Annotated in this window: 24 protein-coding genes; all 24 read left to right on the forward strand. The window is 46.4% G+C overall.

What is annotated here, in order from left to right; genetic code table 11:
- Window positions 1-3: 3 nt before the first annotated feature.
- The 24 genes from BMY78_RS07170 to truB all read left to right on the forward strand — a co-directional run bounded on the left by BMY78_RS07170 (window position 4) and on the right by truB (window position 25,309).
- Window positions 4-447, forward strand: coding sequence for a hypothetical protein (locus tag BMY78_RS07170; RefSeq protein ID WP_064639054.1), 444 nt, complete (start codon window positions 4-6; stop codon window positions 445-447).
- Between the two features lie 15 nt (window positions 448-462).
- Window positions 463-1,251: a FliA/WhiG family RNA polymerase sigma factor gene (locus tag BMY78_RS07175; protein WP_072732409.1), complete on the forward strand. Its 789-nt coding sequence runs from the start codon at window positions 463-465 to the stop codon at window positions 1,249-1,251.
- Between the two features lie 70 nt (window positions 1,252-1,321).
- Window positions 1,322-2,731, forward strand: a complete 1,410-nt coding sequence (locus BMY78_RS07180; protein ID WP_090896002.1) for a DUF342 domain-containing protein — start codon at window positions 1,322-1,324, stop codon at window positions 2,729-2,731.
- 52 nt (window positions 2,732-2,783) lie between these two features.
- Entirely contained in the window at window positions 2,784-3,098 is a 315-nt protein-coding gene (locus tag BMY78_RS07185; protein ID WP_090896004.1) for a hypothetical protein, read from the forward strand.
- 66 nt (window positions 3,099-3,164) lie between these two features.
- Window positions 3,165-3,737, forward strand: coding sequence for a hypothetical protein (locus tag BMY78_RS07190; protein ID WP_090896007.1), 573 nt, complete (start codon window positions 3,165-3,167; stop codon window positions 3,735-3,737).
- Window positions 3,738-3,740: 3 nt separating this feature from the next.
- Window positions 3,741-4,373, forward strand: coding sequence for an endolytic transglycosylase MltG (locus BMY78_RS07195; RefSeq protein ID WP_090896009.1), 633 nt, complete (start codon window positions 3,741-3,743; stop codon window positions 4,371-4,373).
- A 240-nt stretch (window positions 4,374-4,613) separates the two neighbouring features.
- Window positions 4,614-5,312 (forward strand): 30S ribosomal protein S2, encoded by a 699-nt coding sequence (gene rpsB, locus BMY78_RS07200; RefSeq protein WP_024630243.1) that lies wholly within the window; start codon window positions 4,614-4,616, stop codon window positions 5,310-5,312.
- A 116-nt stretch (window positions 5,313-5,428) separates the two neighbouring features.
- Window positions 5,429-6,079: a translation elongation factor Ts gene (gene tsf, locus BMY78_RS07205; RefSeq protein ID WP_062326078.1), complete on the forward strand. Its 651-nt coding sequence runs from the start codon at window positions 5,429-5,431 to the stop codon at window positions 6,077-6,079.
- 229 nt (window positions 6,080-6,308) lie between these two features.
- The gene (gene pyrH / locus BMY78_RS07210; RefSeq protein ID WP_024630245.1) at window positions 6,309-7,037 is read left to right on the forward strand and encodes a UMP kinase; all 729 of its coding nucleotides are present in this window, start codon (window positions 6,309-6,311) and stop codon (window positions 7,035-7,037) included.
- The gene (frr, locus tag BMY78_RS07215; RefSeq protein ID WP_090896011.1) at window positions 7,037-7,591 is read left to right on the forward strand and encodes a ribosome recycling factor; all 555 of its coding nucleotides are present in this window, start codon (window positions 7,037-7,039) and stop codon (window positions 7,589-7,591) included. The genes pyrH and frr overlap by 1 nt, the downstream gene beginning before the upstream one ends.
- Before the next feature lie 89 nt (window positions 7,592-7,680).
- Window positions 7,681-8,448 (forward strand): isoprenyl transferase, encoded by a 768-nt coding sequence (locus BMY78_RS07220; protein WP_063566384.1) that lies wholly within the window; start codon window positions 7,681-7,683, stop codon window positions 8,446-8,448.
- A gap of 16 nt (window positions 8,449-8,464) precedes the next feature.
- Window positions 8,465-9,259: a phosphatidate cytidylyltransferase gene (locus BMY78_RS07225; protein ID WP_090896013.1), complete on the forward strand. Its 795-nt coding sequence runs from the start codon at window positions 8,465-8,467 to the stop codon at window positions 9,257-9,259.
- 67 nt (window positions 9,260-9,326) lie between these two features.
- A complete protein-coding gene (locus tag BMY78_RS07230) occupies window positions 9,327-10,466 on the forward strand; it encodes a 1-deoxy-D-xylulose-5-phosphate reductoisomerase (RefSeq protein ID WP_090896015.1) in 1,140 nt (379 codons plus the stop codon).
- Window positions 10,467-10,579: 113 nt separating this feature from the next.
- Window positions 10,580-11,851, forward strand: a complete 1,272-nt coding sequence (gene rseP / locus BMY78_RS07235) for an RIP metalloprotease RseP (protein WP_076289526.1) — start codon at window positions 10,580-10,582, stop codon at window positions 11,849-11,851.
- 62 nt (window positions 11,852-11,913) lie between these two features.
- On the forward strand, window positions 11,914-13,368 hold the full coding sequence (gene proS / locus BMY78_RS07240) for a proline--tRNA ligase (protein ID WP_090896017.1): 1,455 nt from the start codon (window positions 11,914-11,916) through the stop codon (window positions 13,366-13,368).
- 152 nt (window positions 13,369-13,520) lie between these two features.
- Window positions 13,521-17,840 (forward strand): PolC-type DNA polymerase III, encoded by a 4,320-nt coding sequence (locus BMY78_RS07245; protein WP_090896019.1) that lies wholly within the window; start codon window positions 13,521-13,523, stop codon window positions 17,838-17,840.
- A 259-nt stretch (window positions 17,841-18,099) separates the two neighbouring features.
- On the forward strand, window positions 18,100-18,561 hold the full coding sequence (gene rimP, locus BMY78_RS07250) for a ribosome maturation factor RimP (protein WP_024630253.1): 462 nt from the start codon (window positions 18,100-18,102) through the stop codon (window positions 18,559-18,561).
- Between the two features lie 123 nt (window positions 18,562-18,684).
- Window positions 18,685-19,782, forward strand: coding sequence for a transcription termination factor NusA (gene nusA, locus BMY78_RS07255; RefSeq protein WP_062326087.1), 1,098 nt, complete (start codon window positions 18,685-18,687; stop codon window positions 19,780-19,782).
- A 25-nt stretch (window positions 19,783-19,807) separates the two neighbouring features.
- Window positions 19,808-20,116 (forward strand): RNase P modulator RnpM, encoded by a 309-nt coding sequence (gene rnpM, locus BMY78_RS07260; protein ID WP_053783828.1) that lies wholly within the window; start codon window positions 19,808-19,810, stop codon window positions 20,114-20,116.
- Window positions 20,106-20,435 carry a YlxQ family RNA-binding protein gene (locus BMY78_RS07265; protein WP_090896021.1) on the forward strand — a complete coding sequence of 110 codons (330 nt, stop codon included), beginning with the start codon at window positions 20,106-20,108 and terminating at the stop codon, window positions 20,433-20,435. Before rnpM ends, BMY78_RS07265 begins: the two co-directional genes overlap by 11 nt.
- Window positions 20,428-23,010 carry a translation initiation factor IF-2 gene (infB, locus tag BMY78_RS07270; protein WP_090896024.1) on the forward strand — a complete coding sequence of 861 codons (2,583 nt, stop codon included), beginning with the start codon at window positions 20,428-20,430 and terminating at the stop codon, window positions 23,008-23,010. Before BMY78_RS07265 ends, infB begins: the two co-directional genes overlap by 8 nt.
- 25 nt (window positions 23,011-23,035) lie before the next feature.
- On the forward strand, window positions 23,036-23,395 hold the full coding sequence (gene rbfA / locus BMY78_RS07275) for a 30S ribosome-binding factor RbfA (RefSeq protein ID WP_062326091.1): 360 nt from the start codon (window positions 23,036-23,038) through the stop codon (window positions 23,393-23,395).
- Between the two features lie 19 nt (window positions 23,396-23,414).
- Window positions 23,415-24,392 carry a DHH family phosphoesterase gene (locus BMY78_RS07280; protein ID WP_090896026.1) on the forward strand — a complete coding sequence of 326 codons (978 nt, stop codon included), beginning with the start codon at window positions 23,415-23,417 and terminating at the stop codon, window positions 24,390-24,392.
- A complete protein-coding gene (gene truB / locus BMY78_RS07285) occupies window positions 24,386-25,309 on the forward strand; it encodes a tRNA pseudouridine(55) synthase TruB (protein ID WP_090896029.1) in 924 nt (307 codons plus the stop codon). Before BMY78_RS07280 ends, truB begins: the two co-directional genes overlap by 7 nt.
- The last annotated feature ends 55 nt before the right edge of the window (window positions 25,310-25,364 follow it).

A 25,364-nucleotide genomic window follows, 5' to 3' on the forward strand; every position in this document is an offset into this window, starting at 1 on the left:
GACATGATAGGAAACTACCGCATTAATCTTGGAGCAGGCATAGTCGGATTTATTCTGACTTTTTTTGTAGCATACAGCAGCAATGTGTTGATGACCAGTTTAATACGCGGGTTGATCGGCTTTGTAGCCTGGTTTGTCCTTGCTTATGGTTTACGCTGGGGACTAGGATTGCTGCTGAATCCTTCATCAGAGGGGAATGGGTATGGTTATGATTCACCGGGCGCTCAAGAACTAAGAGGTTCACAGGTGGACATTAAACTCGAAGACGATGGACAAGAGCTGAATGACTTGCTCAAACATGGACAGAACGCCTCCTCTGGGGAGAACCTTCCACCATCTGAGACGAAAGCTCCAACGGGATTTGCCCCTTTGGATCCGCCTAAACTTGTCCGGACCAAGGATCCGGAGGAGTTGGCGCAGGCCGTTCGTCACCTGACAGACAAATAAGGAGGGTGAAAGCAATTGAACGAGCGTAAAGCTTCACATTTGAACCACGCTGACTTGTGGGAAAAGTGGAAAGAACAAGGTGACCTTGAAGCCAAGAAAAGTTTGATCGAAAAGTACCTTCATATTGTAAACTATGTATCCGGGCGTTTGGCTGTCGGTCTGCCCAAAAATGTCCCGAAAGATGATCTGGAGAGCAATGGAGTGATGGGATTAATTGATGCGTTGGAGAAATTTGACTATGAACGTGGTCTTCAATTTGAGACGTATGCATCCTGGCGGGTGCGCGGTGCCATTCTGGATGGTTTACGTCAGGGAGATTGGGTTCCTCGTTCCGTGCGGGAGAAAGCTAAGCGGATCGAAGATGCTTACCAACAGCTAGAGCAGACATATTTACGCTCCGTTAGTGATGAAGAAATGAGTCAGTATCTCGACGTGTCTACGAAAGACTTTCAACATATGCTTCAGGAAGTGGCAGTTATGTCGCTTTGCTCTCTGGAAGATCCAATCCGGGAGGAAGAGTCCGAGACTCGACTTTCATTAATGGTCGATGAAAAAGCCAAAAACCCGGATTACAAAGTAAATGAATTCTACTTAAAAGAAGCTTTAGTGCAAGGGCTAGAAAAATTGACGGTCAAAGAGAGAACGGTAGTTTCACTTTTATACTATGAAGATCTGTCTCTTAGTGAAATTGCTGAGGTAATGTCGCTTTCCCCGTCACGTATCTCGCAGCTGCACTCAAAGGCCATCTTACGGTTACGTGGAACGCTGGATAAACAGAAAGACTTGCTTATGCGCAAAGATTAATTAATATATGAATATAGAGCTTTAACATTGGATATTGGGGAGTGGAAAGTCTAAAGGGGGAAGAAATGCATTGACACAGCAGACTGTTTTGGAACAGTGTTTGAGCATTGTTTTATCAGATGATAAAAGTACGGCCTACCTTGAATTTTCCAAACAGGATGAAGGTTTTGCCTGTACACCGGACGAACTCGAAAAATATTTAGCGAGTCAGGGTATTAAGTATGGTGTGCTGCGCGAAGCATTGCTTGTTTTTGTGAATCATCCTGAGACGTATGTGAAGGATCGATACAAGATTGCCGAAGGGATCAAACCAGTACCGGGAACGGATGGATTTATTAAAGTGCTGGTGGGCATGGACGATTCCAATGAACGCCGCCCTCTGGAGGCCGAGGATGGAAAAGTTGACTACAAAGAAGTGACTCGCTTAAACAATGTTCGAACAGGTCAAATCATTGCCGAACGAATTCCTCCTGTGGATGGCACGGTGGGAAGGGCTGTAACAGGTGAAGAAATACCATTTCGACCAGGGAAAGAAGCACGCTTCAAAGTGGGGAAAAATGTTGTTGTTAACCCTGATGGATCTGCGATGTATGCCGCTCTGGATGGGTTGGTTACCAAAACAGACGGCAACAAATTGAATGTGTTTCCGGTATACGAGATTAATGGCGATGTGGATTATAACACCGGTAACATCGATTTTGTGGGTACGGTTGTCATTCGTGGCAATGTGCTTACCGGATTTAAAGTAAAAGCGGCGGGGGATATACGTGTCGTCGGAGGGGTCGAGGGAGCTGAACTGGAAGCAGGTGGCTCTGTCGAAATTACCGGCGGTATTATTGGTTATAACAAAGGGCTTATACAAGCCGGACATAACGTGAAATGTACGTTTATTCAAGAAGGTAACGTCGATGCGGCTGAAAACGTCCTGGTATCCCAAAGTATTATGCATTCCACGATTCGAGCAGGTCATGCGGTGATCTGTGAAGGCACTAAAGGACTTATCGTTGGCGGGTCGATCCAGGCTGGTGAAAACGTCTCGGCACGTGTTGTTGGCAACACCATGTCTACTGTGACTTCCATTGAAGTAGGCGTACTGCCTAAGCTCCGTAATGAGTTGAGTGACTTGCGTAAGGAAGTCAGGGAGCAGATGGATGCCTTGGATAAGACGAAAAAAGCTTTGACATTATTGGATCAGTTAGCTGCTGCAGGCCAACTGAGCCCGGATAAAATGTCCATGCGGATCAAACTAAGTGCTACACAAAAATCTGCCCTTCGTCTTAGCGAGGAAACGAAAACACGTATCTTTGAAATTGAGAAGGTACTTGAAGATACAAGCAGGGCTCGCGTCGATATTCATAAGATGATTTACGGTGGCTCTAAAATAGTTATCGGCAGATACACCAAATTTATTAAAGATCCGATAAGTCGAATTTCTTTTTATTATCATGATGGGGATATTACGATGGTTCCATTCGTTTAAGTACAGCATTCAGGCACATGAAGAAATCCATTCGATACCGTGAGGTGAGCGTATGAGTTTCAAAGCGGTTGAGCTGCAGATTGCCGTACCTAGAACAAGTGAGGCGGGGCGTTATCAGAGTGAAGCCCAGCAGAGACCGGTCATTGATCAGAACTTGCTGGCGGAACAAACGGCCAAAGAAGCAAATGAAGCAAGGCAACGAAGCGAGGCCTTGGATGAAACAGCGCATACAGATATTCGTGATGGCCAATCTAGAAACAAAGAGCAGCAGAGTGGCTCCAACGAACCTGAAGCTACTTCGGCCCTGGAACCTGTCAAACCTGCTGAGCATCCATACAAAGGTAAACATATTGACCTGTCGTTGTAATGGATAACATGTGACTCACGTGTAGTCTTGAACCTCGATGGCTGCATTAAAAGGAGAGAACCCAATTTGTCACCATGGATCATTATTGTCATATTAGGAGCCTGCGCAATTGCATATGCGCTTATCATGCCCAAGAAAAACAAGGTGCAGGAGCCTGGGCATCACCTGGTGCAAGAGATGGAATCTACGCTTGAACACTATATGGCTGAGATAGAAAACGACAATGATGCTCTTATTCAGCGTGTTGCTGAAATGAAGGGTGAGGCGACGGCGGCAGATCAGCGTATGCAATCACAGCTTCAGGAATTACAGCGGAGGCTGGATCAACTGGAAGAAAGTAAAGCGACACAAACAGATGTACCCTCCAATATAATTCCGGTACATAGCTCAAGCGGATTGCAAGCTCAGGCGCTTGTAGACAGTGTAAGACCAGATTCGGCCCAACAGGTGTCAGAAGCAGACGAGCAGGCCGCTGAACAAGAATCTAAGCCTGTACGTGAATCCATTAAGGACCGATATGCAGAGCTGTTTAATTTATATGCTGAAGGAAAGTCAGTGGATGCCATTGCCAAGCAGACGGGCATACAACGTGGAGAAGTGCAGCTGATTTTACAGTTGGCAGAACGGGAGGAGAGCTAACAGATGGACAAGCGCTCCTTATGGATTGGACTTGGAAGTGGCATGATTGTTGGTGCGGTATTGCTGCAGCTTGCAACGGTTGGACAAAACGCACTGTCTGAGAGTAATCTCGACCCTGAGCTGGCTACAGCCAACCTGACGATGGAACAGCTTGAAGCAGCCGCTAAGAGCATGGATATGAAGCTTGTAGCTTCTGATGATGAGCTGTATACAGAAGCTGAGTGGGTAGCGAAGAAGAAACAGGAAAGCAGTGAACTGCAGGGGAAAACGGCAACGGCACCTGAAGCGGCAGAATCGGCTGTGAAACCGGAGCAACCTGACGATCCAAAGCAACCTGATACCAATGAAAACGACAAACAGGACGAAGTAGATCAGCCAAAGACGACCGAACCGTCAACGCCTAATCGTCCAGAAGCTGCGGCTACTGTATCGTTCAAAGTACGTTCAGGCAACAGTCTGGCCATCGTGGCCGGGAATCTGGAGAAAGCCGGGATTGTCGATAGTGCACAAGCTTTCATAAAGGCTGGAAGAGCAGAGCGGATTAACACCAAAATACAGGTCGGTACCTATGACTTGGAAAAAGGCGAAAGCTTCAAATCTATTATCGCCAAGATTACAAAAGAACCGTCAAACTGAGTACGCTCAGGCAGGGCGGTTTTTTCGTATAAATAATGACAAGTTTTGTCTCGCTATGATGGATCAATAAATTGCTTTGAAAGACTGTTGCATCAGGCAATCAGTTATGCTATATTAGATAACGGTGTTAAAACACACGCATGTGCTAATTTTGTTGAGGGTGCTTTCCTGATGGAGAGTCTTGGCGAAAAATGATGCCGGCGGAGGACACAATAAAACCATATTAGGAGGTGTGTGAAGATGGCAGTAATCTCCATGAAGCAGCTTCTCGAAGCTGGGGTACACTTCGGTCACCAAACTCGTCGTTGGAACCCAAAAATGGATCGTTATATCTTCACTGAAAGAAACGGAATTTATATCATTGACTTGCAAAAGACAGTGAAAAAAGTCGAAGAGGCTTACAACTTCGTTAAAGGAATCGCAGGAGAGAATGGTACAATTCTTTTCGTGGGTACTAAGAAACAAGCTCAAGATTCCGTTAAAGAAGAAGCTGAACGCGCTGGTCAATTCTACATTAACCAACGTTGGCTCGGCGGTACCCTGACTAACTTCTCAACTATTCAAAAACGTATTGATCGTTTGAAACAGTTGGAAGCTTGGGAAGAAGACGGTACTTTCGCTGTATTGCCTAAAAAAGAAGTAATCTTGCTTCGCAAAGAGAAAGATCGTCTGGAGAAATTCCTCGGCGGTATTAAAAATATGAAAGGCCTGCCAAGCGCCCTGTTCATCATCGATCCGCGCAAAGAGCGTATCGCTGTTGCGGAAGCTCGCAAATTGGGTATCCCAATTGTAGGTATCGTTGATACAAACTGCGATCCGGATGAGATCGATTATGTAATTCCGGGTAACGACGACGCAATTCGCGCCGTTAAGCTGTTGACAGGTAAAATGGCTGATGCCGTTATCGAAGCTAACCAAGGCGAAGAAACTTCCGCTTAATAGATTCGAACATATCTAATGAATTAAATGAAAAGGGTGGTTGGTAGGTGGATAACCTCTCACTGCCCTTTTTTTAGAGTGTACGTACAATTACTTATTTTTGGAGGGAATTAATAATGGCAGTTAATGCGAGTGCAGTAAAAGAACTCCGTGAAAAAACGGGCGCAGGTATGCTCGATTGTAAAAAAGCACTGGAAGAAGCAAACGGTGACATCACGAAAGCAGCTGAATTGCTTCGTGAAAAAGGTCTGTCAGCAGCAGCAAGCAAAGCTGGCCGTGCAGCAACTGAAGGTGTTGTAGAATCTTATATCCACGCTGGTGGCCGTATTGGTGTGCTGGTAGAGGTTAACTGTGAAACTGACTTTGTTGGTAAAACAGATCAATTCAAAGATTTCGTTAAGGACATCGCTATGCAAATTGCGGCAGCGAGCCCGAAATTTGTAACTCGCGAAGAAGTTCCTACAGAAGAGCTGGAAAAAGAGAAAGAAATCCTGAAAGCTCAAGCTCTGAACGAAGGCAAACCAGAAAAAATCGTTGAGAAAATGGTTGAAGGCCGTATCGGTAAATATTACGAAGAATTCTGCCTGTTGGAGCAAACCTTTGTTAAAGATCCAGACAAAACGATCTCCCAACTGTTGAACGAAAAAATTAGCCAAATCGGTGAAAACATCTCCATCCGTCGTTTCGTTCGTTACGAACTGGGTGAAGGTCTTGAGAAAAAAGTAGACAACTTCGTAGAAGAAGTTATGTCCCAAGTAAACAAATAAGACGGTTTTCAAACCGGCAAGCAGAAATGATTTTCGAAGATATAAGAATGATGAAACTTCGAAGCGCTACTCCCTTATATCCCAGGAAAACAATGCCTTACCGGTTGAACGTTTTTCCTAAAAGAGCGGAACACAACTGTGTTCCTTTCTTTTTAAGCAGGAGGCCATGCGCGAGAAGTTTTGTTGATTGAACGCCGAAGGTGTTCAATTCAAAGTGGAGGGTGAATAATTGGAACAGCCAGTATTTAAACGTGTTGTCTTAAAGGTCAGCGGAGAGTCTCTTTCCGGTCAAAATGGCTACGGTATTGATGCAGAGACGATCTCGTCGATTGCCCAGCAAGTAAAAGAAGTAGTTGAACTAGGTGTACAGGTTGCCATCGTATGCGGCGGCGGAAACATCTGGCGTGGAATTGCCGGTAGCGAGAACGGCATCGACAGAGCGACTGCGGATTATATGGGGATGCTGGCGACGGTTATGAACTCGCTCGCACTGCAAGATGCATTGGAACAGATTGAAGTACCTACTCGCGTACAGACATCGATTGCTATGCAGCAAATTGCAGAGCCTTATATTCGTCGTAGAGCTATTCGTCATCTGGAGAAAGGCCGGGTCGTTATTTTTGCAGCAGGTACAGGTAACCCGTTCTTCTCCACCGATACAACAGCAGCACTGCGCGCAGCAGAGATCGAAGCAGAAGTCATCTTGATGGCCAAAAATAAAGTGGATGGTGTATACTCAGCAGATCCGTTTAAAGACAGCACCGCTGTCAAGTTTGATCAGTTGACTTACATGGATATACTTAACAAAGATCTTGGTGTAATGGACTCAACGGCGTCCTCGCTGTGTAAGGACAACAACATTCCGTTGATCGTATTTGCCATTACGGAACAAGGTAACATCAAACGTGTTGTTCTTGGTGAACGCATCGGGACAATCGTTAAAGGGAGTGTAGATTAATGCCACAAGCGGTTAAAAAACATGCCGAAGAACGTATGGATAAAGCGATTCAAGCGTTACGACGTGATCTTGCCACTTTGCGTGCAGGTCGTGCAACTCCGGCTCTTCTCGACCGGATTCAAGTGGAGTATTACGGTGCAATGACTCCGCTCAACCAATTGGCTAATATCAGTACACCGGATTCCCGGACACTGCTGATCCAGCCGTGGGATAAATCCTCCATGGGGGACATTGAGCGTGCTATTATGAAATCCGATCTTGGTCTTACGCCAGCGAACGACGGAACTATGATTCGTCTGTCCATTCCAGCACTTACGGAAGAACGCAGACAAGAACTTGTGAAGTTGACGAAAAAGTTTGGTGAAGAAGGCAAAGTAGCCATTCGTAATATTCGCCGTGATGCGAATGATGATATTAAAAAAATGGAGAAGTCAGACATTTCCGAGGACGAGTCCCGGAGACATCAAGACGACATCCAAAAATCGACCGACAAGTTTATTGCTGAAGTCGATAAGGTACTCGCTGCCAAAGAAAAAGAAATCATGGAAGTGTAAGACAAGCGCAGCCCCTCCAATACGGTGGGGTTTTGTCTCTTTTTCCAAGCTTCAGGTGAAGAAACTTCAGGGATTTTGGAGGAACAGGAATGATCAAACGGGTTCGGTCGTGGTGGAATGGGGCTGACAAGCAGGAAACGCTGACTATATCCGAGGATAATATCCCGCAGCACGTCGCCATCATTATGGACGGCAATGGACGATGGGCGAAACGTTTGGGTCTCCCACGAATAGCTGGCCACCAGAATGGGATGAAGGCGGTCAAACGTGCGACCATCGCGGCGGATGAACTGGGCATCAAATATCTGACGATGTACGCTTTTTCGACAGAAAACTGGACGCGTCCAAAAGAAGAAGTGGATTTTCTGATGCGGCTTCCGCAAGAATTTTTGGCGATAGAGCTGGATGAGCTTATAGAAAAAAATGTACGCATCCGTATGATGGGCCAGGAGGAGCACTTGCCTTCCCATACCATTAATGCTTTGCGTGAAGCTATTCGTCTTACGGAACATAACACAGGACTTGTTTTGAATTTTGCAATGAACTACGGAAGTCGTCGCGAAATGACAGACTGTGTCAAACAGATCGCTCTGCAGGTAAAGTCGGGGGAATTATCGGCAGACGACATTACGCCTGAACTCATTGACAGACATATGCTCACTGGAGATATGCCTGATCCGGATTTGCTGATCCGGACGAGCGGAGAGTTGAGATTAAGCAATTTCATGCTTTGGCAGCTTGCATATAGCGAATTATGGTTTACGGATATATACTGGCCCGAATTTGGCAAAAAGCATTTGCTTGAAGCAGTAGCCGAATATCAGCGCAGAACAAGGCGTTACGGCGGTTTGAAATAGATGGAGGATGAAGCCGTTGAAACAGCGATTAACGACAGGAATCATAGCAGGTGTGTTGTTTTTGGGTTTTTGCATGCTGGGCGGACCCTGGTACCATGGTTTGGTATTGCTTATGGCTCTCATCGGTTATTATGAATTTGTGAAAATGACCGGGGTACAGCCTTTTTCAGGTGTAGCCCTAATCGGTTATGCAGGTATCTTTGCAATTGTGTTTCCTTGGGAAATGGTATGGGAAGCCAGGCCGCTAACGTTATTCCAGATTGGCTGGCTTGTGATGCTTGTATTAATGACGGCGTCTGTTGTAACTAAAAACAAGATTCCTGTGAATACAGTCGCCATGCTCTTTCTGGGAGTAATGTATATTGGAATCGGTTTTTATTACATCGCGGAATCCAGACACTTGCATCATGGGCTGTTCTGGACGTTCCTGCTTCTGGGCTCCATATGGGCAAGTGATGCAGGTGCCTATTTTGTAGGGAAACTTATCGGGAAGAACAAACTTTGGCCTTCGATCAGTCCTAACAAAACGGTGGAGGGTGCGCTGGGTGGTATTATAATCGCAGTAGTCACTTCTGTTGTTTTTGCATGGGTGTCAGACGGCTTGTTGTCTTGGCAAAGAGCGATCTGGATTGGGGTTGCATGTGCGGTTGTAGGACAGATGGGAGATTTGATTCAATCTGCTTACAAACGTGTGTATAACATCAAAGATTCCGGTAATTTGCTCCCGGGGCATGGTGGTATTCTGGATCGGTGCGACAGCTGGATTGTCGTTTTTCCATTCGTACATATACTAATGCTTCTGCCCTATTAAAAATGAGCACAAGCCACATGACGAACGATTTGTCATAGGCATTGGATAAATAAAGATGAGGTGCAGCATGAAAAAAATTGCGATTCTCGGGTCAACCGGTTCCATTGGAACCCAGACACTGGATGTAGTCGATATGCATCCCGAACGCTTTCAAGTAGAGGGACTTGCTGCTGGGGGCAATATAGAACTGCTGATAGAGCAAGCGAAGCGTTATCGCCCAAAAAAGGTATCGGTTGGCTCAAAAGAGTTAGCAGAGACCGTAGCTCCGCACTTGCCTGCCGAAACGCAGCTTTTTTATGGCAAAGAAGGACTGGTGGAAGTCGCTGCCGGCACGGATGCAGATACGGTTGTTACTGCCGTAATGGGAAGTGTTGGGCTTGAGTCGACCCTGGCTGCTATTGATGCAGGCAAACAGATCGGGCTGGCTAACAAGGAGACGCTAATTACAGCGGGACACATTGTTACTGCCAGAGCAGTTGCGAAAGGGGTACCGATTCTGCCTGTGGATAGTGAGCACTCCGCTATCTTCCAATGCTTGAATGGAGAACCCCGTGAACGTGTGATGGGAATTACGCTAACTGCCTCTGGAGGATCATTCCGTGATTTGACTCGTGAACAGCTGAAGGAAGTTACCGTAGAAGATGCGCTCAAACATCCGAATTGGTCCATGGGCTCGAAGATCACGATAGACTCGGCGACGATGGTAAATAAAGGTCTGGAAGTTATTGAAGCGCATTGGCTTTTTGGTCTAAGTTATGATCAGATTGATGTGCTGCTTCACCCGGAGAGCATCATTCATTCCTACGTGGAGTTCAATGATACGAGCATTATTGCACAGCTTGGCAATCCGGACATGCGCGTTCCGATTCAGTACGCATTGACCTATCCAGACCGCTTGCCATCACCTGCACAACGTCTATCCCTAGCACAAGCGGGCAAGCTGCATTTCCGTGAGATGGATATGGAACGGTTCCCTTGTTTAAGAATGGCATACGAGTGTGGTAAAATGGGGGGAACCGCAACAACGGCGTTTAATGCAGCCAATGAGGTTGCCGTAGCACGTTTCTTGCGTAAAGAGATTTCGTTCCTTAAAATAGAGGATATTATTGCTTCTGTGCTGGATGCGCACCGCAATGTGGACGAGCCTGATCTGGAGGAAATCGCAAGATGTGATCAGGAAAGCCGTCAACTTGCGTTCAGTCTGTAATCTCTTTTTTCAAGATAAAATGGAAGAAGTGATTCTCTTGTGCGGCATCAGAGAATAATGATAATCTAAAGGGACAGACTGCGGTTCGTGCCGTGAAGGAGGATGGATAGGGATTGGAAACCATACAAGTGGTATTTCTAACGGTGCTCATGTTCTTTGTCATCGTGACGGTTCATGAATGGGGACATTATTATTTTGCCAAACGCGCCGGTATTCTTGTACGGGAATTTGCGATCGGTTTTGGTCCCAAATTGTTCTCATATAAAAGAAACGAGACCCAGTTCACACTGCGTTTGCTGCCTTTTGGCGGATATGCACGTATGGCAGGGGAAGACCCGGAACTAGTAGAGATTCAAGAAGGTCAGACCATTGCAGTAAGATCAGCGGATGACCAAGTCAAAATGATCTACCTCGATCAATTGGATAATCGAAAAAATGTCATTCGTGGTGAAGTCATCTCCATTGATATGGAGAATGCATTGAAATTGCAACTTGATGTGGATGGCGAAATTCAGCAGTACCGGATACATCCGCAAGCGATGCTCGTGAGCCGTGGAAAACAAACGCAGATTGCACCGAAAGATCGCCAATTTGGCAGTAAAACGGTAGGTCAGCGGGCAATGGCGATTTTTGCCGGTCCACTCATGAATTTCATCCTGGCCTTTGTTTTATTTGCAGTCTATGCACAGATGGCTGGGGTTCCAGTTGAGAATCCGAAAAATCTGGAGATTGGTGAAGTGCTTGAAGGTGGAGCTGCCTACCAGGCAAATTTGCAAAAGGGAGATATCATTGAGACGATCAATGGTACTGCTATTGGTACGGATTCGCAAAAAATGGTGAGCATGATTGCCGATTCCAAAGACAAGCCAATGGAATGGACGCTGCGCCGGGGGAATGAAACGTTTAATATTACGATCACACCTCGCGCGGTAGAAGGCCAGGAAGGCGGTAAAGTGGGTATTGTACCTACGCTGCCAACCCGTTCTGTTGGATTCGTGGAAACATTTAAAGTGTCCGGAGTAGCCATGGTGGATACGACCAGAGTGATTTTTGAAGGATTCAGACATCTCATTAATCAATTTAACATGGACGATATCGGTGGTCCGGTGCGTACGTTTGAGGTTACGGGCCAGATTGCAAAACAGGGTATTGAGCAATTAACCAGGTGGGCTGCCATTTTGAGCCTCTATCTTGGTATCTTCAACCTGTTGCCCATCCCAGCGCTTGACGGAAGCCGTTTGGTTTTCCTCGGGATTGAGGCGCTGCGAGGCAGACCTGTTGACCCCAACCGGGAAGGCATGGTTCATTTTGTCGGCTTTGCGATGTTGTTTGTACTGATGCTGGCAGTAACATATAATGATATATTACGATTAATTAACGGATAATTATGGTTTGACTACGCTCTGTTTATTCAGAGATAGTCGTTATGGGAGGACGCTGGAGTCTTATGTCAAAGGAAAATGATAAACAGTTCGTGACTGAAATTACACCTCAGGGCGAGGATTTCTCACGCTGGTACATTGATGTTATTAAAAAAGCTGATCTCATGGACTATGCACCCGTACGCGGTTGTATTGTTTTCAAACCAGACGGATTTGAGATCTGGGAACATATTAAGGATGAGTTGGATCGTCGTTTCCGTGAAACGGGCCATCGCAATGCTTACTTCCCGATGTTCATTCCCGAGAGCTTTTTCCAAAAAGAAAAAGAACATGTTGAAGGCTTCAATCCCGAATTGCCTTGGGTTACGGAAGCTGGGGGAGAGAAGCTGGAAGAACGTCTGGCAATCCGTCCTACATCCGAAACGATTATTGGTCACATGTATTCCAAGTGGATTCAGTCTTATCGGGATCTTCCGGTATTGATCAACCAGTGGGCTAACGTAGTCCGTTGGGAAAAAAGAACGTTGCCTTTCCTTCGCACAAGTGAGTTCCTGTGGCAGGAAGGTCACACTGCGCATGAGACCGAAGAAGAAGCACGTGAAGAAACGATGAAAATGCTTCAGATTTATCGTGAAGTGGTTGAAGAGTATTTGGCTATTCCGGTAATTGTGGGTCAGAAAACCAAATCCGAGAAGTTTGCGGGTGCGGTGGATACGTACTCGATCGAAGCCATGATGAAGGATGGACGTGCTGTACAAGCAGGTACATCACACTACATGGGAACGAACTTTGCAAAAGCATTTGAAATTCAGTATCTTAGCCGGAATAATGTGCTGGAGCTGGCTTACACCACTTCATGGGGGGTAAGCACACGTCTAATCGGTGCGTTAATCATGGTTCACGGGGATGACCGTGGTCTGGTACTTCCTCCTAAAGTTGCACCAACACAAGTGGTTATGATTCCAATTGGACCGCCAAAAACACGTGATGCCGTTGTAGGCCGTGCGGACGAGTTGTTCGCTGAACTGAAACAAGCGGGAATTCGTGTGAAAATGGATGATCGCAGTGATGTTCGTCCAGGCTGGAAATTCAATGAATACGAGATGCGTGGTGTTCCAATTCGTCTCGAAATTGGTCCGCGTGATATGGAGAACGGTGTGTGTGTTCTCGTTTCCCGGATTACTGGAGAGAAGAAAGTTGTTGAACAAGCAAATCTGGTGGAAGAAATCCAGACGATGCTGACTCAAGTGCAAGCCGATATGCTGCAACGTGCTCGCACGTTTATGTCGGACAACTTCTACTCTGTAGATACGCTTGATGAGATGAAAGAACTAATGGAGAACAAACGCGGGTTCACACTGGCTGGATGGTGTGGTTCTGAAGCTTGCGAAGATAAAGTAAGAGAAGTAACAGGTGCAACAAGCCGGAACATTCCGTTCCAGCCTGCGGAAGAAAAGCATACGTGCCTGGCTTGTGGTGAACAAGCGAAACACACGGTAGTGTTTGCAAGAGCGTACTAAGTCAGGAAGAATTGACTAACAGCACTTATTCACCGTAAGGGTAAGGAATGGAGAGCTTCTGTCGGATAAAATGAGTCGGTGCGGGTTCGGATCGGGGACATTTTTGAATGCAGAGGCTTTTCCTGTTTTAAGGGGGTACAAGGAGGAACACGATGAGTGGATTCGAGGAGAAGAGAAAACGGTTTGAGTTGTTGATGAAACAGACGGAGCTTCCGGCTGGCCTGATGGAGCCCTACTTTTTGGATGGATGGATTGAACGGGTGGAGACAAGCCGTAGCAACCGCGACTGGACTATTGTGATTGCGAAGGATACCTTGGTACCTGCTCCAATCTATCGTACTTTTTGCTTGCATATCCAGGAGAAAATGAATCATATTTCCAAGATTACGTTTGGATTCAAATATAGTGAGCAGGTCGCGATTGGTGATATTGTCAGTGAATATTGGAACCTGTTCCTTGAATGGGTTACACGGGAGATCCCATCTGTTAATGGTTGGATGAATCGTACCAAGTTTGAATGTGAAGCAGATCTGCTGCAATTGACCATGAGTGATGCCATGTCGATGGAGCTTGCGAAGAAGAAGCAGATTGACCAGGCTATAACTACTTTTTATGATAAATATTTTCAACTGCCTTTACGGGTCAAATTGTTGGTTGGTGAGGTTGAAAGCAATAAAGAGGCGATGGAACAATTTCAGCTCAAGAAGCGGGAAGAGGAGCTTCAAGTTATTGAGCAGATGATGAGTGAAGTCGACTCGGAAATGCCTGAAGAGGAAGAACAAGGCGATGTTCGCTTACAAATGGGATATGAGATCAAGGAACCGGCTGTACCTATGCAGGAAATTCAAGATGAAGAGAAAAAGGTTACGTTGCAGGGAACAATCTTCGGTCTGGATCGCAAGGAATTGCGGAACGGGAATACCTTGTTTACTTTTTATCTGACGGATTTCACAGATTCCATGCAAATGAAGATGTTTGCCAAAACAAAAGAGGATGTCAAAATCCTCAGCTTGCTGGCTAATGGAAAATGGGTAAAAGTCCGTGGCCGTGTAGAATACGACCGGTTTATGCAAATTCCAGAACTGGCCATGATTCCTTCAGATTTGATGGAAGTAAAGGCACCGCCATCCCGTAAGGATAATGCAGCTGAGAAACGGGTTGAGTTCCATCTCCACTCTACCATGAGTACAATGGATGCCGTAACTTCAATCGACAAATACGTGAAAACTGCAGCGGAATGGGGACACAAGGCAATCGCCGTAAGTGATCATGGCGGTGTGCAGGTGTATCCGGAGGCGTCCAAAGCGGCCAAGAAAAACGGAATTAAAATGATCTACGGCCTTGAGGCCAATGTGGTAAACGATTCGGTTGCTGTAGTTATGGCACCACAGCCGTTGGAACTCAAATCAGCGACCTATATCGTGTTTGATATTGAGACCACAGGTTTGTCTGTAACCCAGAACAAAATCATCGAGATTGCGGCAGTGAAGGTAGTGGACGGTAAAGAAATTGACCGCTTTGCTACGTTTGTAAATCCACATGAGCGCATCCCATACAACATTCAGCAGCTGACTAACATTAACGATGAAATGGTGAAGGATGCACCTGAGCTAGAACCGGTTATTCGTGATTTTGTAGAGTTTGCCGGAGATGGCGTATTGGTTGCGCATAATGCAAGATTCGATATGGGCTTTATTCAGGCTTCATTGAAAAAGCTTGGCATGCCTGAGCTTCCGAATCCCGTTCTGGATACGTTGGAACTTGCACGACTCCTATATCCAAAAATGAAGAATCACCGTCTGAATACGCTGGCAGATAAATATAAAGTAGCACTGGAAAGTCATCACCGGGCGATTGATGATACGATTGCGCTCGCAGGAATACTGAATGGATTGGTTAATGATGCTGCCCAGATGAAAGGCTTGACCATGCTTGATCGGCTTAACGATTATGTCGGAGTTGATCTCTCGAATACGCGTCCATTCCATTGCGGAATCTATGCTTTGAATGATGTCGGCAAAAAGAACCTTTATAAACTGGTATCTCTTTCTCATACGGAGCATTTCAAGCGGGTTCCATGTATTCCAAAATCGAAGCTGATCAATTTGCGTGAAGGTCTCATTATTTTATCCGGTTGTGAAAAAGGTGAGTTTTTCGAGGCAGTGCTGAACAAATCACTTGAAGAGGCGGAAGAGATCGCGCATTTCTATGACATTTTGGAAATCCAGCCTCTCACCATGTACATGCATTTGGTGGACAAAGGGCTGGTGGCTACACCAGAGGAATTGAAGCTCGCGGTTCGTAAAGTAGTCGATATTGGTCAAAAATTGGGGAAACCAGTCATAGCCACAGGTAACGTGCATTATCTGGAGCCGCGCGACAAGCTATATCGGGATATCACCATTCACGGAATTACAGGCTTCAGCCCGCTCAAGGATCAACGTAAACCGGATGCTCACCTAAGAACGACGGATGAAATGCTGGAAGAGTTCCAGTACCTGGGCCAAGATAAAGCCTACGAAGTCGTCGTTACGAATACGGTTGAATTGGCGGATCGATTCGAGGAAATCAAGCTGTTCCCGGACAAGCTGTTTACTCCGATTCTGGAAGGTGCAGACGATGAAATTCGTAATACCTGCTATAATACCGCCAAATCAATTTATGGTGAGGAACTACCGGAAGTCATTGTGGCACGACTGGAGAAAGAATTGAATCCAATCATCAAATACGGTTTCTCTGCCAACTATCTGATCTCGGAACGTTTGGTTAAAAAATCGAATCAAGACGGCTACCTTGTCGGCTCCCGGGGATCGGTTGGTTCGTCTGTAGTTGCTACTTTCCTGGGGATTTCCGAGGTTAATCCATTGCCAGCACACTATATTTGTGTGAATCCGGAGTGTAAACACAGTGAGTGGTTCCTCGACGGCAGTGTGCCAAGTGGATTTGACCTTCCTGAGAAAGAATGCCCTAATTGTGGAGGCCGATTAAAAGGCGAAGGACAGGATATTCCGTTTGAGACTTTCCTTGGTTTTAAAGGGGACAAGGTTCCCGATATTGACTTGAACTTCTCAGGTGATTATCAACCGCATGCCCATAACTATACCAAGGTGCTTTTCAGCGAAAAGAGTGTGTTCCGTGCGGGCACAATTGGTACAGTCGCTGAGAAAACGGCGTTTGGTTTTGCCAAGAAATACGAGGAAGAACATCATAAGAAATGGCGCGGCGCTGAGCTGAACCGTTTGGCTTCCGGTTGTACCGGGGTAAAACGTAGCACAGGACAGCATCCCGGTGGTATTGTCGTTGTACCGGATTACATTGAAGTGGAAGATGTAACGCCTGTTCAATTCCCGGCGGATGATGTTAATGCGGAGTGGAAAACCACACACTTTGACTACCACGCCTTCGAAGAGAACTTGCTAAAACTCGATATTCTGGGGCACGATGATCCAACCATGATGCGGATGCTGCAGGATTTGACGGGTGTCGATCCTACAACTATTCCGATGAATGATCCTAAGGTCATGAGCATGTTCAACTCGACGGAGGCACTGGGTGTTACACCAGAGCAGATTCGTTCACCAGTTGCCACTTTTGGTGTACCGGAGATGGGGACGAAGTTTGTACGTCAGATGCTTGTCGAATCCCAGCCTTCCTCTTTTGCCGATCTACTCCAGATCTCCGGATTGTCTCATGGTACGGGGGTATGGCTTGGTAACGCACAAGATCTAATCAAAAATGGAACATGTAACATCAAAACGGTGATTGGTTGCCGGGATGATATCATGTTGTTCCTGATCTATAAGGCGGGCATGGACGCGAGTCTTGCCTTTAAAATTACGGAGAGTGTGCGTAAGGGACGTGGTTTGCCGCAAGAATGGATTGATGAGATGAAAAATTGCAAGGTGCCGCAATGGTACATTGATTCCTGTCTTAAAATCCAGTACATGTTTCCGAAGGCCCACGCGGCCGCTTACGTTATCTCGGCAGTGCGTACAGCTTTCTTTAAGCTGTATCACCCCATTGAATACTATGCGACATACTTCACAGTTCGTGCGGATGAGTTTGACATTGAACTGGTATGTCAGGGCTATGAGCCCATCTATCGGAAGATTGTAGAGATTGAACAATTAGGTTTCCAGGCACCGCCAAAAGAGAAGAACATGCTGCCTGTCCTTGAGATGGCATTGGAAATGGCAGCTCGCGGATTCTCGCTCAAACCGATTGATCTGTATCGTTCGGAAGCGACGAAGTTTATCGTTGACGGAAATTCACTTATTCCTCCGTTCTCGGCATTGGGCGGAATCGGGGATAATGCTGCACGCAATATCGCTGCGGCAAGAGAGCATGGAGAGTTTCTGTCGATTGAAGATTTCCAGCAGAAGTCCAAAGCAAGTAAAACAATTGTTGAGCTGCTAACGGGTATGGGATGCTTCCGTGGTTTGCCGGAAAGCAATCAATTATCCTTGTTCTAAAATGGCATTTTGCGTATCTAATTATGGTCTGTGATGTGATTACGTAAATTTTTCTTCATTAGTGGTTAAAATGACAGAGTGATCGCTTACTTGTCACTATTACCAGACTATGTTATAATTTTTGAAGTGAACGAGATAGTACGAATTTCTAAAGAGTGGGGAAACCCACTCTTTAGTCTTTGGTATACAAGAATCTTGGGTAATGAAGAAATTGCCAGTCCATATTTGCTGGTGTAACCTAAGTTGGAGGTTATCGGTTTTGAGCACAACGAACATTAAATCTACCGTGGAAGAAATGATCCAACCCTACTTGAACGAACAAGGCTTCGAGCTGGTTGACATCGAATACGTCAAAGAAGGCAGCAACTGGTTTTTACGGGTGTATGTCGACAAAGAGGGTGGCATCGACATCGACGATTGTGTCTTGATCAGCGAAAAGCTAAGCGCCAAGCTGGATGAGAACGATCCGATTCCAACCATCTATTTCCTTGAAGTGTCTTCTCCCGGTGCGGAGCGTCCACTGAAGAAACCGGAGGACGTTGCCAAATCCGTAGGCAAAAATGTATTTGTTACAACCTACGAGCCGGTAAATGGTATAAAGGAATTTGAAGGCAAGCTGCTTTCCTTTGATAACGGGGAACTTGTGATCGAAGCAGGCAAGAAACAGCATGCCATTCTTTATGACAAGGTTGCGAGTGCGCGCCTGGCCATTCTGTTTTAAGTGCCTTGTTCACTTATTAATGAAAAAAGACACATCTCACGATAACGGCAAGGTGCTCATGAGTTTAGAGCCTTTCGCCGTTTTACGTATGAGATGCCATGTTTGAAAGGGGGATCAACATTCATGAGTATGGATTTTATTGAAGCAATGAATGAATTGGAGCGGGAAAAAGGGATCAGCAAGGATGTGCTGTTTGAAGCGATCGAGGCAGCACTCATCTCCAGCTACAAGCGTAATTTCAACACCGCCCAGAATGTGCGTGTTGACATGAACCGTAATACGGGTGTTATCCGGGTATACGCCCGCAAATTGATCGTAGAAGAAGTTCTGGATTCACGTACCGAAATTTCATTGCCTGCTGCACGAGAGATCAACCCACACTTCCAGCTGGAAGATATTGCGGAGATTGAAGTTACGCCGCGTGATTTCGGACGTATCGCCGCACAGACTGCCAAACAGGTAGTGACCCAGCGGATTCGTGAAGCCGAACGCGGCCTGATCTACAACGCTTTCGTTGATAAGGAAGAAGATATCGTTACGGGAGTGGTGCAGCGTCAGGATTTGCGCAATATCTACATCGATCTGGGCAAAATCGAAGCGGCCTTACCGCTGACCGAATTGATGCCGAACGAGAAGTTTGTTCATGGTGACCGTATTAAAGCGTACATCACCAAGGTCGAGAATACGACCAAAGGGCCGCAAATCATTTTGTCCCGTACCCATCCGGGTTTGTTGAAACGTCTCTTTGAACTGGAAGTACCTGAAATTTTTGACGGTGTGGTCGAGATTCGCTCCGTCGCCCGTGAAGCGGGCTTCCGCTCCAAGATTGCTGTTCATTCCCGCAATGAGGAAGTTGATCCGGTTGGATCATGTGTAGGTCCGAAGGGAATGCGCGTGCAGACCATTGTGGGTGAGCTGCGCGGTGAAAAAATTGACATCGTTCGTTTCTCCGACCAGGTAGACGAATATGTGGCTAATGCACTTAGTCCTTCCAAAGTATTGGAAGTTCAAGTATTCGAGGAAGAAAAGATGGCTCGGGTTATTGTTCCTGACTATCAGCTGTCCCTCGCCATTGGGATCAAAGGCCAAAATGCCCGATTGGCAGCCAAACTGACCGGCTGGAAAATCGACATTAAGAGCGAGAGCCAGGCGGAACAGGAATTCGGCAGAGAGAAAGATTCTTCTTCGGAAATGCACCAAGATTCCGTCTCCGTCGACTAAAGTAAAGCACGGGGGGCGCTAACGTATGAAAACAAAAAAAGTACCGCTGCGCAAATGTGTGGCGTGTCAGGAAATGATGCCCAAAAAGCAGCTGATCCGTATCGTTAAAACGCCAGAGGATGAAGTGCTGATCGATTTGACTGGCAAAAAATCCGGACGTGGTGCTTATTTATGCGGCAAAGAGTCCTGTTTTAAGCTTGCACTCAAAAACCGGTCTTTGGATCGGGCGCTAAAAGGCAAAGTCTCACCGGAAATTTATGAGCAATTGGCAGCTGATTTCGTTGCGGTAGAGGACGAATTCATCGCAGCGCAGGAGCGTGAACATGATGAATAATAAAACATTGTCTTATCTGGGACTCTCCATGCGTGCAGGCAAACTTGTAACAGGTGAAGAAATTGTACTTAAAGCGATCCGTTCTTCCGAAGCTAAAATGGTTATTGTTGCGGGTGACGCCTCGGCCAATACACAAAAGAAATTTCGCGACAAATGTGGGACATATAACGTTCCACTGGTGATCGGATTTGACCGGGATAGTCTGGGCTCAAGTATCGGTAAAGAAACGCGGGTTGTTCTTGCAGTAACGGATCGAGGGTTTGCAAAAATGATCTCCAAGCAAGTCGGTATAATGTCGGAGGTGGAGTATATTGAGTAAACAGGAAAACAAGGATAAATTGCGAGTTTATGAATATGCGAAGTCCCTTAATATGAGTAGTAAAGAAATTATAACCATTCTTAAAAAGCTGGATATTCCCGTAAACAATCATATGAGTGTCATGGAGAATGGTTCAGTCGGTAAGGTGGAACAATTTTTTAAAGATATAAAATCCACTGCCGCTTCCAAACAAAGCAACGAAGCAAAATCCGTTGCTACTTCGTCAGTGCGCAGTGACAAAACAGTGGACAGCAACAAGCCGGCCGGCGGAGTGAACACGCCGAATAGCAGCAAACCATCCGGTAGTCCCGTACAAACAAAAATACAACAGGAAAAGCAGGTAGGTATGAACAATAGACCAAATTCCAACAATAACAATGGCTCCCAAAGACCTAGCGGCCAAGACAGCCGCAACAGAACAAACTCTTCCCAAGGCTCAAGCCAAGGAGGACAATCCAGTAATCGTCCAAGACCAGCTCAAGGTGGACAAAGCAGTACAGCATCCCGTCCTCAAAGTACGGGTCAACGTCCATCGAACACTGGTGGCGGTCAAACAAGAAGCGCAGGACCGAACAGCGGTGGCAACACGGGCACTGGCGGCAACCGTACTGGTGGCCAAGGACAGAGCTCAGGACAAGGCCAACGCAGAGGCGGTCAAGGTAATTCCGGCAATAACAACAATAGCGGCAATCGTTCGAACAGCGGTGGCGGTGGACGTCGTTATGACGACAACCGTGGCGGCAACTTCCGCGGTAATCGTGGTGGCAAGAACAATCGCAACAGAAATCAACAACAGTATCAACAACGTGAGAAAATCGATAACACACCTAAGAAAATCATCGTACGTGGTGATATGACTGTTGGTGAAACAGCGAAGCTGCTTCATAAAGATGCTTCCGAAGTTATCAAAAAACTCATCGCAATGGGTGTTATGGCAACGATTAACCAAGAGCTTGATATCGAAACAATCCTGCTGCTTGCTGGAGAGTTCGGTGTTGAGGTTGAAGTGAAAATTGTCCTTGAAGATGACCGCTTCGAAACTCTGGAAGAGAATGATGATCCTGCAGATTTGCAATCTCGTCCACCGGTAGTTACGATCATGGGTCACGTTGACCATGGTAAAACAACATTGCTTGATGCGATTCGTTCAACGAATGTAACGGGCGGAGAAGCAGGCGGTATCACGCAGCATATCGGTGCTTATCAAGTTGAAATTAACAACAAAAAAATTACGTTCCTGGATACACCGGGTCACGAAGCGTTTACTGCTATGCGTGCACGTGGAGCACAGGTTACGGATATTACCATTATTGTTGTAGCTGCAGATGATGGTGTTATGCCACAAACCGTTGAGGCGATTAACCATGCCAAAGCGGCTGGACTGCCAATTATCGTAGCTGTCAACAAAATTGATAAGCCGGGTGCAGATGCAGATAAAGTAAAACAAGAATTGACTAACTATGAACTCGTTCCGGAAGAGTGGGGCGGCGACACCATCTTTGTTAACGTTTCGGCGAAACAAAGAATTGGTCTGGAAGGTCTGCTTGAAATGATCCTGCTCGTTGCAGAAGTGAACGAGTACAAAGCGAACCCGGACAAACGTGCCCGTGGTACAGTGATCGAAGCCGAGCTGGATAAAGGACGTGGCCCAGTTGCCCGTATTCTTGTACAGCACGGTACACTGAAAGTCGGAGATGCTTTTGTTGCAGGTAACTGTTTCGGTCGCGTACGTGCGATGGTGAATGACAAAGGTCGCCGTTTAAAAGAAGCTGGACCTTCAACACCTGTAGAAATTACCGGTCTGACTGAAGTTCCAGGTGCGGGAGATCCATTCATGGTGTTCGAGGATGAGCGTAAAGCGCGTTCTATCGCCGACAAACGTGCCATTACACAACGTGAATCCGATCTGGGTACAAACACACGTGTGACATTGGACGATTTGTTCCAACACATCAAAGACGGTGAAATCAAAGACCTGAACGTTATCATCAAAGGTGACGTACAAGGTTCGGTTGAAGCATTGAAAGGTTCCCTTGCGAAGATCGAAGTTGAAGGTGTACGCGTGAAAATCATTCATAGCGGCGCTGGTGCGATCACAGAGTCCGACATCATTTTGGCTGCAGCATCCAATGCCATCGTGATTGGTTTCAACGTTCGTCCTGATAATCAGGCGAAAGCGACGGCAGATCAAGAGCAAGTAGACATTCGTCTGCATCGCGTGATCTACAGCGTTATCGAAGAAATTGAACAAGCGATGAAAGGTATGCTTGATCCGATTTACAAAGAAAAAGTAATCGGTCATGCTGAAGTTCGTAGCACGTTCTCCATCAGTAAAGTCGGCACCATTGCTGGATGTATGGTTACCTCTGGTAAAATTACGCGTTCCGCGGAAGCACGCCTGATTCGTGATGGAATCGTCCTTTACGAAGGCAAGCTGGATTCCCTGAAACGTTACAAAGATGATGCCAAAGAAGTAGCTCAAGGCTATGAGTGTGGTATCACGCTGGATAAATACAATGATCTCAAAGAAGGCGACGTTATCGAAGCCTTCATTATGGAGACAGTACAACGATAAGCAAGGAAGCATGAGGTGAACAACAATGGCTAAGATTCGTACAGGTAGAGTGGGCGAGCAGATTAAGAAAGAATTAAGTCTGCTCATCCAGTCTGAACTGAAAGATCCTCGTATCGGCTTTATTACCGTAACGGGAGTCGAAGTTACAGGCGACTTGTCGCAAGCCAAGGTTTATCTGAGTGTCTTCGGTGAACAGGAACAAAAGGATAACTCGCTTAAAGCGTTGGCAAAAGCAAATGGATTTTTGCGTTCGGAACTGGGCAAGCGTATCCGTTTTCGACATGTTCCCGAGTTGATATTCAAGATTGACGAATCTATTGCATATGGCAGCCGAATTGAGAAGCTGCTTGGTGATATCGGTACCGACAAGAACGAATCCGAGTAACAGCATAAAGGAGACGGCAATGCACACTTATGAACAGGCGCTTCAGGACGGAAAGCAATTTCTGCTGGAGCATGATGATTACCTGGTCGTGTCGCATGTACAGCCGGACGGTGACGCAGTCAGCTCGACGGTAACGGTGGGCTGGCTGCTGTCATGTCTGGGCAAGACATTCACGATGATTAATGAAGGTGAAATTCCACAGCGCATGAATTTTTTGTGGGAAGCTGGCAAGATTGTGAACATGACCGAACAACCACCGGAACGGAAATATAAAGCGATAATCTGTGTGGATTGTGCAGACTTTTCCAGAGTAGGCCTGACTCGACATTATTTCGCAGAAGATGCTGTCATTTTAAATATTGATCATCATCCAACCAATGACGCGTATGGTACAGTAAACATCATTAAGCCAGATGCCGCAGCAACAGCTGAAATTCTATTTGATTTCCTCAACCTTTTCCCAGTGAAATGGAATAAGGATGTGGCTACAGCAGTCTATACGGGGTTGCTAACAGACACAGGTGGATTCCGCTATGCCAATACGAGTCCTAATGTGATGACCACCGCATCCAAATTGCTTGAACATGGTGTGGACGGACCTTATCTTGCACAGATTTTGCTTGAACAGGTTACTCTTCCCCAAGTCCGTATATTGAATCAGGCACTTTCAAGTCTGCAAATGACTGACGATGGCAGGATTGCTTGGGTAGTCATTACACCAGAAGATATGATCGCTTGTGGAGCGGCCAATGAAGATCTTGAAGGGGTAGTCAATTACCCGCGTAACATTCAAGGTGTGGAAGTGGGCATCTTTTTTAAAGTGATCAATGACAATGCGGTGAAAGTATCTCTTCGGTCTGCTGGCAAGGTTGATGTGGCCGCGCTTGCACAGAACTTTGGTGGAGGCGGACATGTTCTCGCAGCTGGATGTCGCGTAGAAGGCAAGTTGGAAGATATCGTCACACTCGTGCTGAAGCAGGTGAATACTCAATGGTAAAACCATTCGAAGGTATACTTCCGGTGTACAAACCAGCGGGATTTACTTCTCATGATGTTGTGGCCAAAATGCGTCGCATTCTCAAAATGAAACGTATTGGTCATACCGGTACATTGGACCCGCAAGTTACTGGCGTACTTCCGCTCTGTCTTGGACGGGCAACCCGTGTGGTGGAGTACATGCAGGAGCTTCCCAAGGAATACCTGGCAACGCTACGTCTGGGTCTGTCTACAGACACGGAGGATATGACGGGTGAGGTTATTGAGCGGTCGGAGAAGGCCGTTGAAGTGACAGAGGAACAGGTTCAGCAGGTGCTTGAGCAATTCGTAGGCACTATCTCACAGGTTCCGCCTATGTATTCTGCGGTCAAAGTGGATGGGAAACGCCTCTACGAGCTTGCTCGTGAAGGCAAGACGGTAGAGCGCAAGAGCCGTGAAGTTACGATCTATGAGCTCGAATTGACAGGAATTGAAAATCAAGGCGACACTACGGATATATCGTTCCGCGCTTTATGTTCCAAAGGGACATATATTCGAACGTTATGCGTGGATATCGGCAAAAAATTGGGATATCCGTCTACTATGCTACACCTGGAGCGCACGATATCGGCAGGGATTTCTGCTGATCATTGCCTTCATTTTGAAGAAGTGGAACAACGTATGACTGATGGAACATTAGCCGAAGTGTTGATTCCGGTTGATGAAGCCATTTCGTCCATTCCGGCACATACGGTGGGTGCGGATCAAGCCAAAGGAGCACTTCAGGGCCAGAAATTGTCGGCGCGTTTGCTCGAACCGCCTGCAGAGCAACCTGGTCTACTGCGGTTATATGATCAGGATGGAACGTTTCTGGGGATATTTGAGCGGGATGAATTGAAAGCAACGGTGAGAGCTGTTAAAGTCTTTTTACCGGAATAAAGAGGTTTCTGGTTTGAGTGGTGGTACTCAAGCCTGGCCTATCAAGTGAAATGCA

It is taken from the genome of Paenibacillus sp. OK076 (genome assembly GCF_900110055.1).
GTDB lineage: Bacteria > Bacillota > Bacilli > Paenibacillales > Paenibacillaceae > Paenibacillus.

Bases quoted from the DNA above. Each gene is read 5' to 3' on its own strand.
- BMY78_RS07170 (WP_064639054.1), top strand. From the start codon at position 4: ATGATAGGAAACTACCGCATTAATCTTGGAGCAGGCATAGTCGGATTT.
- BMY78_RS07185 (WP_090896004.1), top strand. From the start codon at position 2,784: ATGAGTTTCAAAGCGGTTGAGCTGCAGATTGCCGTACCTAGAACAAGT.
- BMY78_RS07195 (WP_090896009.1), top strand. From the start codon at position 3,741: ATGGACAAGCGCTCCTTATGGATTGGACTTGGAAGTGGCATGATTGTT.
- rpsB (WP_024630243.1), top strand. From the start codon at position 4,614: ATGGCAGTAATCTCCATGAAGCAGCTTCTCGAAGCTGGGGTACACTTC.
- tsf (WP_062326078.1), top strand. From the start codon at position 5,429: ATGGCAGTTAATGCGAGTGCAGTAAAAGAACTCCGTGAAAAAACGGGC.
- frr (WP_090896011.1), top strand. From the start codon at position 7,037: ATGCCACAAGCGGTTAAAAAACATGCCGAAGAACGTATGGATAAAGCG.
- BMY78_RS07220 (WP_063566384.1), top strand. From the start codon at position 7,681: ATGATCAAACGGGTTCGGTCGTGGTGGAATGGGGCTGACAAGCAGGAA.
- BMY78_RS07230 (WP_090896015.1), top strand. From the start codon at position 9,327: ATGAAAAAAATTGCGATTCTCGGGTCAACCGGTTCCATTGGAACCCAG.
- proS (WP_090896017.1), top strand. From the start codon at position 11,914: ATGTCAAAGGAAAATGATAAACAGTTCGTGACTGAAATTACACCTCAG.
- BMY78_RS07245 (WP_090896019.1), top strand. From the start codon at position 13,521: ATGAGTGGATTCGAGGAGAAGAGAAAACGGTTTGAGTTGTTGATGAAA.
- nusA (WP_062326087.1), top strand. From the start codon at position 18,685: ATGAGTATGGATTTTATTGAAGCAATGAATGAATTGGAGCGGGAAAAA.
- rnpM (WP_053783828.1), top strand. From the start codon at position 19,808: ATGAAAACAAAAAAAGTACCGCTGCGCAAATGTGTGGCGTGTCAGGAA.
- BMY78_RS07265 (WP_090896021.1), top strand. From the start codon at position 20,106: ATGATGAATAATAAAACATTGTCTTATCTGGGACTCTCCATGCGTGCA.
- rbfA (WP_062326091.1), top strand. From the start codon at position 23,036: ATGGCTAAGATTCGTACAGGTAGAGTGGGCGAGCAGATTAAGAAAGAA.
- BMY78_RS07280 (WP_090896026.1), top strand. From the start codon at position 23,415: ATGCACACTTATGAACAGGCGCTTCAGGACGGAAAGCAATTTCTGCTG.
- truB (WP_090896029.1), top strand. From the start codon at position 24,386: ATGGTAAAACCATTCGAAGGTATACTTCCGGTGTACAAACCAGCGGGA.